17 protein-coding genes are annotated in these 14010 nt (G+C 45.4%); 13 read left to right on the top strand and 4 right to left on the bottom strand.

Annotated elements, in window-relative coordinates:
* Positions 1 to 137 precede the first annotated feature (137 nt).
* Entirely contained in the window at positions 138 to 1139 is a 1002-nt protein-coding gene (locus tag KUL49_RS20445) for a branched-chain amino acid aminotransferase (protein ID WP_131138431.1), read from the top strand.
* Positions 1140 to 1205: 66 nt separating this feature from the next.
* On the opposite strand, the gene gpmA is transcribed toward KUL49_RS20445, so the two are convergent.
* Both gpmA and KUL49_RS20435 read right to left on the bottom strand, forming a co-directional pair.
* Positions 1206 to 1952, bottom strand: coding sequence for a 2,3-diphosphoglycerate-dependent phosphoglycerate mutase (gene gpmA / locus KUL49_RS20440; protein ID WP_014947970.1), 747 nt, complete (start codon positions 1950 to 1952; stop codon positions 1206 to 1208).
* A 177-nt stretch (positions 1953 to 2129) separates the two neighbouring features.
* Complete coding sequence (locus KUL49_RS20435; RefSeq protein WP_131138430.1) at positions 2130 to 2591, bottom strand: cupin domain-containing protein; 462 nt, start codon at positions 2589 to 2591, stop codon at positions 2130 to 2132.
* A 488-nt stretch (positions 2592 to 3079) separates the two neighbouring features.
* Here KUL49_RS20435 and acnA point away from each other — a divergent pair, with 488 nt between their 5' ends.
* Complete coding sequence (gene acnA / locus KUL49_RS20430; RefSeq protein WP_131138429.1) at positions 3080 to 5797, top strand: aconitate hydratase AcnA; 2718 nt, start codon at positions 3080 to 3082, stop codon at positions 5795 to 5797.
* A 52-nt stretch (positions 5798 to 5849) separates the two neighbouring features.
* Here acnA and KUL49_RS20425 read toward each other — a convergent pair whose 3' ends face one another.
* Entirely contained in the window at positions 5850 to 6344 is a 495-nt protein-coding gene (locus tag KUL49_RS20425; RefSeq protein WP_131138428.1) for an SEL1-like repeat protein, read from the bottom strand.
* A 41-nt stretch (positions 6345 to 6385) separates the two neighbouring features.
* Positions 6386 to 8644 (bottom strand): GspE/PulE family protein, encoded by a 2259-nt coding sequence (locus KUL49_RS20420; RefSeq protein ID WP_373995666.1) that lies wholly within the window; start codon positions 8642 to 8644, stop codon positions 6386 to 6388.
* 388 nt (positions 8645 to 9032) lie between these two features.
* Between KUL49_RS20420 and rpsJ the strand changes: the two genes are divergently transcribed.
* From rpsJ to rpsQ, 11 genes are read left to right on the top strand one after another with little or no spacing between them, the layout of a single operon-like run.
* On the top strand, positions 9033 to 9344 hold the full coding sequence (gene rpsJ, locus KUL49_RS20415) for a 30S ribosomal protein S10 (protein ID WP_010179497.1): 312 nt from the start codon (positions 9033 to 9035) through the stop codon (positions 9342 to 9344).
* 18 nt (positions 9345 to 9362) lie between these two features.
* Positions 9363 to 10001 carry a 50S ribosomal protein L3 gene (gene rplC / locus KUL49_RS20410; protein WP_014947975.1) on the top strand — a complete coding sequence of 213 codons (639 nt, stop codon included), beginning with the start codon at positions 9363 to 9365 and terminating at the stop codon, positions 9999 to 10001.
* Between the two features lie 18 nt (positions 10002 to 10019).
* Positions 10020 to 10625 carry a 50S ribosomal protein L4 gene (gene rplD, locus KUL49_RS20405; RefSeq protein ID WP_012516958.1) on the top strand — a complete coding sequence of 202 codons (606 nt, stop codon included), beginning with the start codon at positions 10020 to 10022 and terminating at the stop codon, positions 10623 to 10625.
* Positions 10622 to 10921 carry a 50S ribosomal protein L23 gene (rplW, locus tag KUL49_RS20400; protein WP_131138427.1) on the top strand — a complete coding sequence of 100 codons (300 nt, stop codon included), beginning with the start codon at positions 10622 to 10624 and terminating at the stop codon, positions 10919 to 10921. The genes rplD and rplW overlap by 4 nt, the downstream gene beginning before the upstream one ends.
* Positions 10922 to 10935: 14 nt before the next feature.
* The gene (rplB, locus tag KUL49_RS20395) at positions 10936 to 11760 is read left to right on the top strand and encodes a 50S ribosomal protein L2 (RefSeq protein WP_014947976.1); all 825 of its coding nucleotides are present in this window, start codon (positions 10936 to 10938) and stop codon (positions 11758 to 11760) included.
* Between the two features lie 15 nt (positions 11761 to 11775).
* Entirely contained in the window at positions 11776 to 12051 is a 276-nt protein-coding gene (gene rpsS / locus KUL49_RS20390; protein ID WP_012516961.1) for a 30S ribosomal protein S19, read from the top strand.
* 11 nt (positions 12052 to 12062) lie between these two features.
* Complete coding sequence (gene rplV / locus KUL49_RS20385; RefSeq protein WP_014947977.1) at positions 12063 to 12395, top strand: 50S ribosomal protein L22; 333 nt, start codon at positions 12063 to 12065, stop codon at positions 12393 to 12395.
* Between the two features lie 9 nt (positions 12396 to 12404).
* Positions 12405 to 13109: a 30S ribosomal protein S3 gene (gene rpsC, locus KUL49_RS20380; protein WP_014947978.1), complete on the top strand. Its 705-nt coding sequence runs from the start codon at positions 12405 to 12407 to the stop codon at positions 13107 to 13109.
* A 2-nt stretch (positions 13110 to 13111) separates the two neighbouring features.
* Positions 13112 to 13522, top strand: a complete 411-nt coding sequence (gene rplP, locus KUL49_RS20375; protein ID WP_014997065.1) for a 50S ribosomal protein L16 — start codon at positions 13112 to 13114, stop codon at positions 13520 to 13522.
* Positions 13522 to 13713, top strand: coding sequence for a 50S ribosomal protein L29 (rpmC, locus tag KUL49_RS20370; RefSeq protein ID WP_012516965.1), 192 nt, complete (start codon positions 13522 to 13524; stop codon positions 13711 to 13713). Before rplP ends, rpmC begins: the two co-directional genes overlap by 1 nt.
* Entirely contained in the window at positions 13713 to 13970 is a 258-nt protein-coding gene (rpsQ, locus tag KUL49_RS20365) for a 30S ribosomal protein S17 (protein WP_014975444.1), read from the top strand. Before rpmC ends, rpsQ begins: the two co-directional genes overlap by 1 nt.
* The last annotated feature ends 40 nt before the right edge of the window (positions 13971 to 14010 follow it).

Genomic DNA, 14010 nt, shown 5'->3' with positions numbered 1-14010 from the left:
ATTTTTGTGTTGTCAGTATTTGTAGACATTCTTATTCGATAAAAGCCTTAATAGATCAGACTTACTTTTAGCAAAGTGAGCGTTTTTTGGTAAACTCTGTCGAGTATTTTTCTAGTCGAAGTAAATAGGACAAACTAATGGCCGTATTCGGTACAGTATTCATGCCACAAATGGCACTTGCTACCTTTGTCAACGATAAGTGGACTGACACCGAATTTGTCAGTGCAGATAGTATTCAGCTGCACCCTGGTGCACACGTGCTTCATTACTCAAGTACATGCTTTGAAGGCTTAAAAGCATTTAAGCACGAAGATGGCAGCATCAACATTTTCAGAATGGATAAGAATATCGAGCGCTTTGCTCAAAGTAGCCGTCTACTAAACTTGCCTGAAATAGACAAAGCGCAAGTCGAAAAGATGATCTTCGATATTGTTGCAAAATACGCCTCCGAGGTTCCAGAGCCTCCAGGTTCTATGTATATCCGCCCTACGCATATCGGCACAGAAGCGTCTATCGGTAAAGCGGCAGCGCCATCAGCAAGTTCTATGCTATACGTTCTATTATCGCCAGTTGGTGATTACTTTGCTGGCGGTTTGAAGCCACTTCGCTTGTTGCTAGACGAAACAGGCATGCGTTGTGCGCCGCACATGGGAATGGTAAAAAGCGGTGGTAACTACGCCAGTGCGTTGCCTCCTATTCTTAAAGCGCGTGCAGAAGTTCAGGCTGATCAAATTCTGTTTTGCCCTAATGGCGATGTACAAGAAACCGGAGCTGCTAACTTCCTGCTTATCGATGGTGATGAAATCATTACCAAAGGGTTAGATTCTAGCTTCCTACATGGTGTGACCCGAGCAACGATTCTTCAAATTGCCAAAGACCACGGCATGAAAGTGAGCGAGCGTGATATTACTGTAGACGAACTACTAGAGCGTTCAGCCAAACCGAACACTGAAGCAGCACTGTCTGGTACAGCGGCTGTACTTACGCCGGTAGGTACTTTTATTCACAATGATAAAGAGTATCAGGTGGGTAACGGTGAAGCTGGCCCCGTAACGATGAAGCTAAGACAAGCGTTAAATGATATCCAATGGGGTAAGGCCGAAGACACTCACAATTGGTTGGTGAAAGTGCCGAACTAGTCTAATCAGACACCCATAAAAAAAGCCTGCGAACGCAGGCTTTTTCGTATCTAAAAAGGCACTCGATTACTTCGCTTTGCCTTGCTTAGCGACTGCATCCATCATTGCTTTGATAGCGTCAGCATCGCCAAGATATTCTTTAGAGATTGGCTTAAGGTTTTCATCTAGTTCGTATACTAGCGGTACACCTGTAGGAATGTTTAGACCCAACACTTCTTCGTCTGACATACCATCAAGGTACTTAACAAGAGCACGAAGACTGTTGCCGTGCGCAGCAATAATTACGCGCTTGCCTGCTTGGATGTCTGGACGAATAACGTCGTGCCAGTATGGTAGTACACGTTCGATAGTTAGTTTTAGACTTTCACCACGAGGCAAGATATCAGCATCTACATTGTTGTAGCGCGGATCGTGACCTGGGAAGTGCTCGCTATCATCTTCAACGGCCGGAGGTGGGATGTCGAAGCTACGACGCCAGATTTTAACCTGTTCTTCACCATGCTTAGCGGCAGTCTCTGCTTTGTCTAGACCTGTTAAAGCACCGTAGTGACGCTCGTTCAGACGCCAGTGACGCTCAACTGGAAGGTAGTGCTGACCCATTTCTTCAAGTGCAATATTAAGTGTTTTAATTGCGCGAAGAAGTACAGACGTATAAGCCTGATCAAATGTAAATCCAGCATCTTTAAGAAGCTGACCTGCGGTCTTTGCTTGTGCTACACCAGTGTCGGTCAAGTCAACGTCGTGCCAGCCTGTGAAACGGTTTTCCAAGTTCCACTGACTTTCTCCATGACGAATAAGTACCAATTTATACATAGTTGGGTTACCTGCGGCGTTAGAGTGAAATAGTCTGAGATAATTCCAGAAATTGGACGTTCAGACGTATATTTAAAAATCTGCTGTTATCATCCTTGATTGGCGCTTAAAAATCCAGTTTATGCTGGTACAAAATCGCAGGTAAGACGTGTGTTTATCACTATAACTTGGGAATTATTATATAAAACGGGTAAGGTCTGGGTGAGCAACTTTTATCCACTCTTGCATCGATGGCTCTTCAATAAAGCTAAAGTCTTCGAAGTCGAAGCCAGGTGCTACTGAACAACCGACAAGGGAGTAATCACCCATCGTTGCGGCTGCCTGAAAATTCCCTGCTTTAACAACTTCTACATAGTCAGTGCTTTGCCCACCAATGCGACGTTCCCACAACTGTTGTTTTTCAAGTTGAAACAGTTGTAGTGGAGCCCCTTCGTAGTGATTCCACACTTCATCATGTAACACGCGATGAAAACGACTTACTTGTCCCTTTAGTAGAAGAAAATAAATATGAGTAAGCGCGGGACGACTAGCATTGTGCACAAAGGATTTAGTTTCGTTTTCAGAACGGAAAACTTGACGATAGAAACCTCCCTCGGGGTGAGGTGCAAGGTTGTACTTCTTAACTAGCGGGTGTGTCATGATAACTTCGTTATTATTGTTATTGCTTACTACTAATGCTTGTATATCTCAAAGCTTTCCTAAGCATGTATTAAGACATTTAATGTTTAACCTTCTTTTAAGCATACCGTTTGGTGCGTTATAAGAAAACAGAAATGTTGCATATTTGTAAACCATCTTAATCAGCAAGTACTCTGTGCATATGCGAAGTTTTCTTACCAATTAGCCTCAATATAAAGTGTGCCAAGCTTACTTACCAATAAGCGCTATCTGCCCTAGTCAGCTTTTTCCAGCTGTTATAGCGCTTTTTCATAATCCATCTGTTTAAACCAATAATGAGAAATAGCTAAAAAAGCGATGCCATTACTAATAGTAGGTGAACTTTTTTTCATGTTTAGGCCGTACAAATTGAAAAATAAGGCGACGAAAAACACGTTGCTCGTTTCTCGCGTTGGCAAAATTGAAACGTACACAATATTCACGAACAGGCAAAGAAGGATGGTGAGCGTATGACATATAAGTCTTTTTCGCAGCTTGAAGTAAACGGCAAAAACTTCAAGGCGGTTAATTTTGACGGTATAGGCAGTAAATATGCGCTCGAAAGGCTTCCGTTTTGTATCAAAATTCTTTTGGAAAACCTGATTCGTCATGAAGACCAAGAGTTTGTTAACAGCAACGATATTGAGCAAGTAGCAAAGTGGGACACAGATAATCACGTTGATCACGAAGTGTCTTTCGTTCCCGCACGCGTCATCCTCCAAGATTTTACGGGTGTGCCTGCTATTGTTGATTTAGCAGCCATGCGCGATGCGGTTAATCGTTTAGGTGGCGACGCTCAGGCGATTAATCCCCTCAATCCAGTAGAGCTGGTTATTGACCACTCAGTAATGGTAGATCATTTTGCTGAAGACGATGCGCTTGAAAAGAATACCGACATTGAAATCCAGCGAAATAGAGAGCGTTATCAATTTCTAAAATGGGGTCAGTCTAGCTTTGACAATTTCAAAGTGGTTCCCCCTGGTCGCGGTATCGTGCATCAGGTTAACCTAGAGTATCTTGCTCGTTGCGCGTTTACTAAGGAACAGGATGGGGAAACCTTGGTTTACCCAGATACCCTAGTAGGAACAGATTCGCATACCACTATGATTAATGGCCTTGGCGTACTTGGCTGGGGTGTGGGAGGCATTGAAGCAGAAGCGGCGATGCTGGGTCAACCAGTAACAATGTTATTACCAAAAGTGGTTGGCTTCAGGCTTTCAGGTAAGTTGCCTGCTGGCGTAACTGCCACCGACATGGTGCTAACTATCACACAACAACTACGTGAACATGGCGTTGTTGGAAAGTTTGTAGAATTCTATGGACCGGGTCTTAAGCATCTTACTACGGCAGACCGTGCCACCATCGCAAACATGGCGCCTGAATATGGTGCTACTTGCGGTATTTTCCCTATTGATGATGTTGCGCTAGATTACCTGCGACTCACCGGCCGAGACGAAGATCAAATTGCCCTTGTGGAGGAATATGCAAAGTTCAGCCACCTATGGCACGACGACCACTCAAAAGATGCCCAGTATCATGAGACCCTGGAACTTAACTTAGATGAAGTGGTTCCTTCACTTGCTGGACCTAAGCGTCCTCAAGATAGAATTGCCCTCGATAATGCAGCAGAGGCATTTAAAGAGTGGCATCGTTCGCAAATTGACGTGAAAGTACTTGATGAAGAAACCGATCTCATCGCAGAAGCGGGGTTAGGTACAACAGACGAGGTGGACGAAGAACACGACTCATTCGTGGAGTTCAGAGGAAGCAAGTTCAACCTTGAAGATGGCGCTATTGTAATAGCTGCTATCACCAGCTGTACTAATACGTCAAATCCATCAGTGCTCGTTGGCGCAGGCTTACTTGCGAAGAAAGCAGCAGAAAAAGGGCTAACTCGTAAGCCGTGGGTTAAGACTTCATTAGCACCTGGTTCTCAGGTTGTTACTCAGTATCTAGAAGATGCAGGTCTTATGGACCCACTTGAAGCACTAGGCTTTAACTTGGTTGGCTACGGCTGTACAACCTGTATTGGTAACTCTGGACCGCTACCTGATGCCATTACCGACGCCATTAGAAAAGCGAAACTTACGGTTACCTCAGTTTTATCTGGTAACCGCAACTTTGAAGGGCGTATCCACCCTGATGTGGCTGCAAACTACCTGGCATCACCACCACTGGTTGTTGCGTACGCGTTGGCTGGAAACATGAATGTAGATATCACTAAAGAGCCGTTAGGTAAGGCGAGTGATGGTTCTCCGGTATATCTAAAAGACATCTGGCCTACCGAAGACGAAATTCAGCAATATATAGCGGAAAACGTCACCGGTGATTTGTTTAAAGAAAAGTATGCAGATGTATTTAAAGGAAGCGGCGAGTGGAATGAATTGCAGGTAAGTAAAACGTCAGTCTACGACTGGCCAGAATCAACCTATATTAAGCATCCGCCTTTCTTTGAAGTAATGGGTAAAGAGCCAGAGGCTTTGACTGCAATTGAAAACGCACGATGCCTGGTTAAGGTGGGCGATTCGATTACTACCGACCATATTTCTCCAGCCGGCGCCATCGCAGAAGATAGCCCAGCCGGAGAGTACCTGCAGGCCCAAGGGGTCGAGCCTAAAGACTTTAACTCTTATGGATCGCGTCGTGGTAACCACGAGGTTATGATGAGAGGTACGTTTGCTAACGTGCGTCTTCAAAACCAATTAGCACCTGGCACAAGAGGCAGTGCAACCACACACTTCCCAAGTGGCGATAGTATGTCTATTTTCCATGCTGCTATGCGTTACAAAGATGACGGCGTACCAGCCATTGTCATTGGTGGAAAAGAGTACGGTACTGGCTCAAGTCGAGATTGGGCAGCTAAAGGCCCTTCTTTGATGGGGGTGAAAGCAGTATTAGCCGAGAGCTACGAGAGAATTCACCGCTCTAACCTGATTGGAATGGGGATTTTGCCACTTCAATTTAAGTCAGGTGATAGCGCGAGTTCTTTGGAGCTTAAAGGCAATGAGTCTTTTTCTATTAACGCTGTTGAACGTGGGCAGACCGAGGTTGAAGTTAAAGCCGAGTCGGATGAAGGGAAAACAACAACCTTTATGATGGATATCAGAATTGATACATCAAACGAGTTCACTTACTTTGAAAACGGCGGCATTCTGCATTACGTAATAAGAGAATACTTGAAGAAATAAGAATGCTAGACGTTGATGGCAAGGGATAAATCCCTTGCCTTTTATTTGCGAGTTAGTAGTAGCGCTTTTCGCAGATAATTTCTTTTATATTCGAACCAATTTCTTTGTAGCGAAAGCACTTAAGATCTTTGGCCTCGGCACCATACAGGCTAACGTATTCATCGACTGTTGGCTGCATAGCAGAATTAAAATCTTCGGGGAGTGCACTGTCGATCTCTCTGTAAGTTTGTTCCCATTTGCGTCGCTTTTGCTCAAGCGCCACATTAAGCCACACCCAACCTTTTTGGTAATCGGGCTCCATTCCCCACCCATACAGATACATTTGTGCTAGGTAGTACTGAGCTTCTTTATTTCCTGTATGTGCTGATTCAGTCAACTTGCTTAACGCTGTGTCGAAATCCTCATCTTTTAGGGCTCTTACACCATCTTTAACTATCGCTAAATAATCATCTTTCCACATATCTTCAATGGTTCTATCCCTTGCTTGAAGTGTTGTCGAAAACGCGCTAATTGATATCATCAGAAAAACAGCTTGTTTTAGTTTCATTGCTTCCTTTCTCTAATATTATTGAAAACGTAAATTGAAGATTAATCACCACCAATAATTTGAACTTGTGCAAGGTCGGTGTCGCCTTTAAGCACTTTGAAAATTGCGTCTTGAACGAGGGTGCGCATGCCATCAGCAGCAGCCTGAGACTTCATATCGGCGACGCTGGCTTCTTTGTACACCATGGACCGAAGCTCTGGCGTCATACCTAGTAGTTCGTGTACACCTGTTCTACCTTTGTAACCTGTGTTTCCACATTCTTCGCAGCCTTTAGCACGGTAAAGCTCTAGTGGCGTTTGAATATTCAGCTCCGCCATGTGCGCATGACCATACTGGCGCTCAATGAAGGCCATATCGGTTTCAGTGGCGATATACTTTTCTTTGCAGTTACTACATAGCGTTCGAATAAGACGTTGAGCCAGTATACCCACGCAGGCATCTGAGAAGTTCACAGGGTCGAGACCCAAATCAAGTAAACGGGTAATCGTTTCAGGGGCTGAGTTAGTATGCAGTGTAGACAGTACTAAGTGACCTGTTAACGAGGCTTCAATACCTGCATGCGCGGTTTCTTTATCACGCATCTCACCAATAAGAATAATGTCAGGGTCAGCGCGTAAGAATGCGCGCAGGGCAGCAGCAAAGTTGAAGCCAATCTTGGGGCTTACTTGTACCTGTTGTAGGCCGGGTTGTGTGATTTCCACCGGGTCCTCAGCGGTCCAAATCTTCTTTTCAGGCGTGTTTAAATATCCCAATATAGCGTGAAGCGTGGTGGTTTTACCTGAACCCGTTGGCCCAACAACGAGAAGAATGCCGTGAGGCTTCTTAATCATTTCTTCTAAACGCGAACGGTTGTTCGGTGCCAAGTTCATCTTATCAATAGGCATCGCACCGCCAGATGCCAGAATACGCATAACCACACCTTCACCGGCAACCGTAGGAATGGTGGCAACACGAACTTCAACAAGTTGACCATTCATTCTAAACGCGAGTTTGCCATCCTGAGGTACGCGTTTTTCGGCAATGTTCAAATTCGACATTATCTTTATGCGTGCAATAACCGCACTGTGATGCGAATTAGGCACTTGGTTCATGTCGCGGCACACACCGTCCACGCGCATACGTACACGAGTGGGCGCGTTTTTCTCTGGGTCTATATGAATATCTGACGCGTTGAGTCTTTTTGCATCGTGCAGAATACGGCTTACTAAGCGCACCACAGCAGGGGCGTCGTCAGAAAGTTCATCGACCTGGTCGTCGTTATCTTCAGTTGATGTACCAATCTCGTCGAGAATATCACTCATCTCGCCGGGGCCACCGCCACCGCTGTTTTCCCCCAAATATTGAAGAATTAAGCTTGGAAGGCTGACAGCAATCTCGTAGCTATCAATACCCATGGCGCTCTCTATTTCCATAAGTAGCGCCGCATTATTAGGTTCAGCCATCAACACGATGGGCTTGTCATGGGCATCGGCAATGACAGCCACATAGTTTCTTTTTAAATAAGAAACATTCAGACGGCTTTCATTTTCGAACCTGTGATACTTATCAGGTAAATAAGGAATAAAAGGGACCTGATAGTGAATAGAAAGCGAGTTGCCAATTTCTTCTTCAGAGATGCGGTGTTCCGATACAAGACGCTGTATAAGAGCGCGAATGTCTGGAGTAGAACTTTGAATATCGTTTAATGTAGCTTCGTCTAATAAGCTTTTGTGGACTAGTAGATCGAAAGGGTTGTTTGTGCCGCCCAGTTCAAATCTGAACTTGTCGCCAAGAATAAGTGCAAGGGCATTGCCTAGCTTTAAATCTTCTTCAGTAAAACCACCACTGACTTTGTTGATGATTTGGATAACACCCATCAACACGCCCGCATTCATTATAGGTACGCATAAAATGTTCTGGGTTTTAAAGTCATTGTCTTTGTCGAACTTGTCAGCGAAGCGCAGGCGAGGGTGAATGCTTTGAAGTAGTGCAGGATTATACGGGTCGTCAATAACCACAGCCTTTTGTGATAGGGCAACATAACCAGCAATCGACATTGGGCTAATTGGCACTTTTATTTCCAGCGTCTCTTTACCCGTTTTAAATCTCGCGACCAAATCTTGATGCTGACGTCGACGTTGAAAAATACTCATACGCTGGGCATCAAACAAACCGAGGATAATTGGCTCTAATAAACCATATGCATCCAGTAACGTGGAGTGGTTATTTAGAATGCGTTTTATTTGTGCAAAAGTTTGCTGGTTATTCACTACTTCCATATTCTCACTACTAATAATGTTGGCGCCTAGTCCTTTATGCATTTGGCGTTACAAGAGCCTGTTAAGCTAGGGTAACAAGATATACCTATACCACGAAAGCAACAATACTACTTATAGACAGTTACATACACTGGTATAGCGTAAAAATATGTGTATAAAAAGCAAACTGCCTCTTGCATTGCTTCTGCCTTTCTGTATAATTCGCGCCCACTGCCCAATTAGGGTACGTAATTTTTAGCCGCGACCTCACTGCTTTTAGGGTGGTTGCCGAAGTAACGGATTCATCATCACTGATTAGCCTGTTGCTGGCGTGCTAGAAAAAAGAACAGGGTTCCGATTGGGAACCATCGGTTTACGCACATCCTTTCTTTCCGGAATAAATGGAAGAGAAAGGGTGAATTTTTTTGTTCTTTCGATTGGAGCTTAATCGATGCCAAATCAAAGAATTCGCATTCGTTTGAAAGCGTTTGATCACAAGTTGATCGATCAGTCTACGGCTGAAATCGTTGAAACTGCGAAACGCACTGGTGCTCAGGTAAGTGGTCCTATTCCTCTACCTACTCGCAAAGAACGCTATACAGTTCTGATTTCTCCGCACGTTAACAAAGACGCGCGTGATCAATATGAAATCCGTACTCACAAGCGTTTGGTAGACATCATCGAGCCAACTGATAAAACAGTTGACGCGTTGATGCGTTTGGACTTGGCTGCTGGCGTTGATGTTCAAATCAGCCTGGGCTAATAAGAGAGGGTTATAACAATGGCGATTGGTCTAGTCGGTCGTAAAGTGGGTATGACTCGCATCTTCACTGAAGATGGTACGTCTATCCCTGTGACTGTTATTGAAGCGACCCCAAACCGCGTTACTCAGCTTCGTACTGAGGAAACTGACGGTTATCGCGCTCTTCAGGTTACTGCTGGAACTAAGAAAGCTAACCGCATCAACAAAGCTGAAGCAGGTCACTTTGCTAAAGCTGGTGTTGAAGCTGGACGCACTCTAGTAGAATTCCGCCTAGAAGAAAACGAAGGTGCCGATATTGAAGTAGGCAGTGAAATCACTGTTGAAATCTTTAACGACACTAAGAAAATTGATGTAACTGGTACATCAAAAGGTAAAGGTTTCCAAGGTGCTATCAAGCGCTGGAACTTCAGTTCTCAGCGTATGACACACGGTAACTCTTTGTCACACCGTGCTCCTGGTTCAATTGGTCAAAACCAATCACCAGGTAAAGTATTCAAAGGCAAGAAAATGGCTGGTCAGCTTGGTAACAAGCAAGTGACTACTCAGTCTTTGGAAGTTGTACGTGTTGACGTAGAGAACGGCCTTATCCTAGTTAAAGGTGCCGTACCTGGCGCAACTGGCAACGATGTAATCGTAAAGCCAGCTGTTAAAGCGTAACGTCTGGGGAGTGAACTGATGGAATTAACATTGAAAGACGCGCAAAGCGCTCTTGAAGTATCCGAAGCGACCTTTGGACGTGAATTCAACGAAGCCCTGGTACACCAGGTAGTTGTAGCTTACGGTGCAGGTGCTCGTCAGGGTACAAAAGCGCAGAAAACTCGCGCTGAAGTTCGTGGTGGCGGTAAGAAGCCATGGCGTCAAAAAGGTACTGGCCGTGCTCGTGCTGGTACAATCCGTAGCCCAATTTGGGTTGGCGGTGGCCGTGCTTTCGCAGCAAAGCCTCGTGACTTTGACCAAAAAGTTAACAAGAAAATGTATCGCGGTGCGATCAAGAGCATCCTGTCTGAACTAATCCGTCAAGACCGTTTGGTTGTTGTAGAGAAGTTCGGTGTAGACGCACCTAAGACTAAAGCTCTTATTTCTGCACTTAACGAATATGAACTAAATGACGTTCTAATCGTTACTCCTGAAGTTGATGAGAACTTGTTCCTAGCGGCGCGCAACTTGTACAAAGTTGACGTACGTGACGTAGCAGGCATCGACCCAGTGAGCTTGATTGCATTTGAAAAAGTGCTAATGACTGCTGATGCGGTTAAACAACTTGAGGAGGCGTTAGCATGAAAGAAGAACGTCTACTGAAGGTGCTAGTAGCACCTCACGTTTCAGAAAAGTCTACAATGGCTGCTGAAGCGAACAACACAGTTGTATTTAAAGTAGCTAAAGACGCGAACAAAGCCGAAATCAAAGCTGCAGTTGAAAGACTGTTTGAAGTTGAAGTTGAAGGTGTTCGTACTGTGAACGTTAAGGGTAAAACCAAGCGTCACGGCATGTCTTTCGGTAAGCGCAGCGACTGGAAAAAGGCCTACGTGGTTCTTAAAGAAGGTCAGGACATCGACTTTGTCGGTGGTGCTGAGTAAGAAGGGGATTAGAAATGCCATTATTGAAAGCTAAGCCAACTTCTGCCGGTCGTCGTCACGTTGTTCAGGTCGTAAATCCTGACCTGCACAAAGGTGCACCGTACGCACCTTTGCTTGAAAAGAACAGCAAATCTGGCGGTCGTAACAACAATGGTCGTATTACCACTCGTCACATTGGTGGTGGTCATAAGCAACACTACCGTGTAATCGACTTTAAACGCAACAAAGACGGCATTCCAGCTAAAGTTGAGCGTTTAGAATACGATCCAAACCGTTCTGCAAACATTGCACTAGTATTGTACGCAGACGGTGAACGTCGTTACATTCTGGCTCCTAAGGGTATGCAAGCAGGTGATGCAATCCAGTCTGGTTCGGACGCTCCGATCAAGTCTGGTAACACTCTACCTATGCGTAACATCCCTGTAGGTACTGTTGTACACGCAATTGAAATGAAGCCTGGCAAAGGTGCGCAAATCGCACGTTCTGCTGGTGCTTATGCTCAGATCCTAGCACGTGACGGAAACTACGTTACCCTACGTCTACGCTCTGGCGAAATGCGTAAAGTTCTATCTGATTGCCGCGCCACTATCGGTGAAGTTGGCAATGCAGAGCACATGCTTCGTTCACTAGGTAAAGCTGGTGCTACACGCTGGCGTGGTGTTCGTCCTACCGTTCGTGGTGTTGCCATGAACCCGGTTGATCACCCACACGGTGGTGGTGAAGGTCGTACATCAGGCGGTCGTCACCCAGTAACTCCTTGGGGTGTTCCTACCAAAGGTAAGAAAACCCGAAGCAACAAGCGTACTGATAAGCTTATCGTACGTCGTCGAAACAAGTAATAGCGAGGATTCACCATGCCACGTTCTCTCAAGAAAGGTCCTTTTATTGACCTTCACTTGCTGAAGAAGGTAGAGGCTGCAGTGGAAAAGAACGAACGTAAACCAATCAAAACTTGGTCTCGTCGTTCTATGATCATCCCAGATATGATTGGGTTGACCATTGCGGTCCATAACGGTCGCCAACATGTACCTGTCATTATTAGTGACGAAATGGTCGGCCACAAGTTGGGCGAATTTGCGCCAACGCGTACTTACCGCGGCCATGTCGCGGATAAGAAAGCTAAACGTTAAGGGGTAGGAAGATGGAAGCATTAGCTAAACACCGTTTTGCCCGCACGTCGGCTCAAAAGGCACGCTTGGTTGCGGATCAAATTCGCGGAATGCACGTTGAGAAAGCTCTAGAGCTTCTTGCGTACAGCCCGAAGAAAAGCGCAGCGCTAGTAAAGAAAGTATTGGAATCTGCGATTGCTAACGCAGAGCACAACGAAGGCGCAGACATCGACGAATTACGCGTGTCTAAAGTTTTCGTTGACGAAGGTCCAACTATGAAACGTATCAAGCCACGTGCTAAAGGCCGTGCTGATCGTATCTTCAAGCGCAGCAGTCACATCACTGTGGTTGTAGCGGATAACTAGGAGTAGATAATGGGACAGAAGGTACATCCTACAGGTATACGCCTGGGTATCAGCAAACCATGGACATCTACCTGGTACGCTAATACTGCAGACTATGCAGACAACCTGTATAACGATCATCAGGTACGTCAGTATCTGACTAAACAACTTAAGAACGCTTCACTTTCTAAGATCGTGATCGAGCGTCCTGCTAAGAGCATCCGTGTAACTATTCACACTGCTCGTCCAGGCGTTGTAATCGGTAAGAAAGGTGAAGACGTAGAGAAGTTGCGTAACTACGTATCTAAGCTAGCCGGCGTGCCAGCTCAGATCAACATCGCTGAAGTACGTAAGCCAGAGCTAGATGGTCAGCTAGTAGCTGATAGCATCTCTAGCCAGCTAGAGCGTCGTGTTATGTTCCGTCGTGCTATGAAGCGTGCGGTTCAAAACGCAATGCGTCTAGGCGCGAAAGGTATCAAAGTTGAAGTTAGCGGCCGTTTGGGCGGTGCAGAGATTGCACGTTCTGAATGGTACCGTGAAGGTCGCGTTCCTCTGCACACTTTCCGTGCGGACATCGATTACGCAACCTCTGAAGCGTCAACTACTTACGGTATCATCGGCGTTAAAGTATGGATCTTCAAAGGTGAAGTTCTAGGTGGTCTACCTACAACTCAAGAGCAAGCACCAGCTGCTCAACCTAAGAAGAAAGGCCGCAACGCTAAGCGAGAGGGCTAATCATGTTACAACCAAAACGCATGAAGTTCCGTAAGATGCACAAAGGCCGCAACCGCGGCTTAGCAGCGGGTAATACTGTTGCCTTTGGTACTTACGGCCTTAAAGCAGTTGGCCGTGGTCGAATGACTGCGCGTCAAATCGAAGCAGCGCGTCGTGCTATGACTCGTCACGTTAAGCGTCAAGGTAAAATTTGGATTCGAGTTTTCCCTGACAAGCCAATTACTGAGAAGCCTCTTGAAGTGCGTCAAGGTAAAGGTAAAGGTAACGTTGAGTACTGGGTATGCCAAATTCAGCCTGGTCGTGTTCTTTATGAGATGGAAGGTGTTCCTGAAGCTCTAGCACGCGAAGCGTTTGAATTGGCAGCGGCTAAACTGCCATTTAAAACAACCTTTGTAACTCGGACGGTGATGTAATGAAAGCGACTGAACTGAAAGACAAAAGCGTAGAAGAGCTGAACGCAGAGTTGATTAACCTGCTACGCGAACAGTTCAACCTACGCATGCAGCACACAACAGGTCAGCTTGAAAAAACTGATCAGTTGAGAAAAGTACGTCGTAACATCGCGCGTGTTAAAACCATTCTGACTCAAAAGGCTGATGCGTAATGACTGAGCAAAAAATTCGTACAGTACAAGGTCGTGTGGTTAGCAACAAGATGGATAAGTCTATCACTGTTGTAGTTGAACGTTTTGTTAAGCACCCAATCTACGGGAAGTTCATCAAGCGCTCTACTAAGCTTCACGCCCACGACGAAAACAACGTATGCAATAAAGGTGACGTAGTAACAGTACGTGAATGTCGCCCACTATCTAAGAGCAAATCTTGGATGCTAGTTGACGTTGTTGAGAAAGCTGGCGTTTAATCGCTAACTTTTTTCAAAGTCTTAAAAAAGCCGCTCTCGT

It is taken from the genome of Alteromonas sp. KUL17 (assembly GCF_006538305.1).
GTDB classification, from domain to species: domain Bacteria; phylum Pseudomonadota; class Gammaproteobacteria; order Enterobacterales; family Alteromonadaceae; genus Alteromonas; species Alteromonas macleodii.
The sequence above is the reverse complement of the archived record's forward strand: the minus strand, read 5'-3'. Positions and strand labels throughout refer to the sequence as shown.